Below are 773 nucleotides of genomic sequence, written 5' to 3'. Positions count from 1 at the left end.
GAAGTCGCTGGCCACGATGGAACCGATCAGCGTACCCTCGGCAATGGAGGGGCCGTCGAAGAATTCCACTGTAAACGTGTTGTTGGGTTTGTTGCGGTCATACACCCAACCCGAGAGCGTACTACAACTGGCTTCCTGCGTCAAATACCCGTCGAAGTTGCCCGAAACAACGGGTGTTGTTCCGCCGACTACCGTCAGCGTAATCGTCATGCGGGTTTGCCCATTTCCATCACTGGCTGTGTAAACCAGCGGAAAGCTCCCCTGCTGCGTCGGTGTTCCTGCTAAAGTCCGGTTGCCCGCATCGAAGGACAGACCCGATGGCAGTCCGGTTAGTGTGTACGTCAGCGGATTATTCTCCGGATCCGTGAAAGCGGGCAAAGCCGCCGGAGCATACACCACGTTGGCCGTTGCGGTCAACGCAAAAACCGGCGGTGCCACCGGCGGCTGATTGGTGGGTTGGGCCGCAGGATTGACCACCAGCGAAAAAACCGTACTGCTTTTTCCTCCCGCCTGATCGGTGGCCGAGTAGGTCAGTTCAAACGTACCGGTTGCGGTCGGAGTACCAGATATAACCCGTGTATTACTGTCAAAATTCAATCCGGCGGGCAAGCCCGTCAGCGCATACGTCAGGGATGTGTTTTCCGGATCGGTGAACACCGCCAGCGGATTCGTTATAAACCCGGCCCCTTCGGTTGCCACCAGGGCGGAGACCGAAGGCGGAATAGGGAGCTGATTTGCGGGGGGGACGCTGGTTCCGGGACAGTTGATGGTTT

The 773-nt window shown here is 57.7% G+C and carries 1 protein-coding gene; it reads right to left on the bottom strand.

Translation table 11 applies throughout. The features are described from left to right. On the bottom strand, positions 1-773 hold a 773-nt coding region (locus FH871_RS31795; protein WP_171063031.1), incomplete at both ends, for a putative Ig domain-containing protein.

Origin of the sequence: Larkinella sp. C7, assembly GCF_006149005.1 — a bacterium.
Classification (GTDB): domain Bacteria; phylum Bacteroidota; class Bacteroidia; order Cytophagales; family Spirosomataceae; genus Larkinella.
The sequence above is the reverse complement of the archived record's forward strand: the minus strand, read 5'-3'. Positions and strand labels throughout refer to the sequence as shown.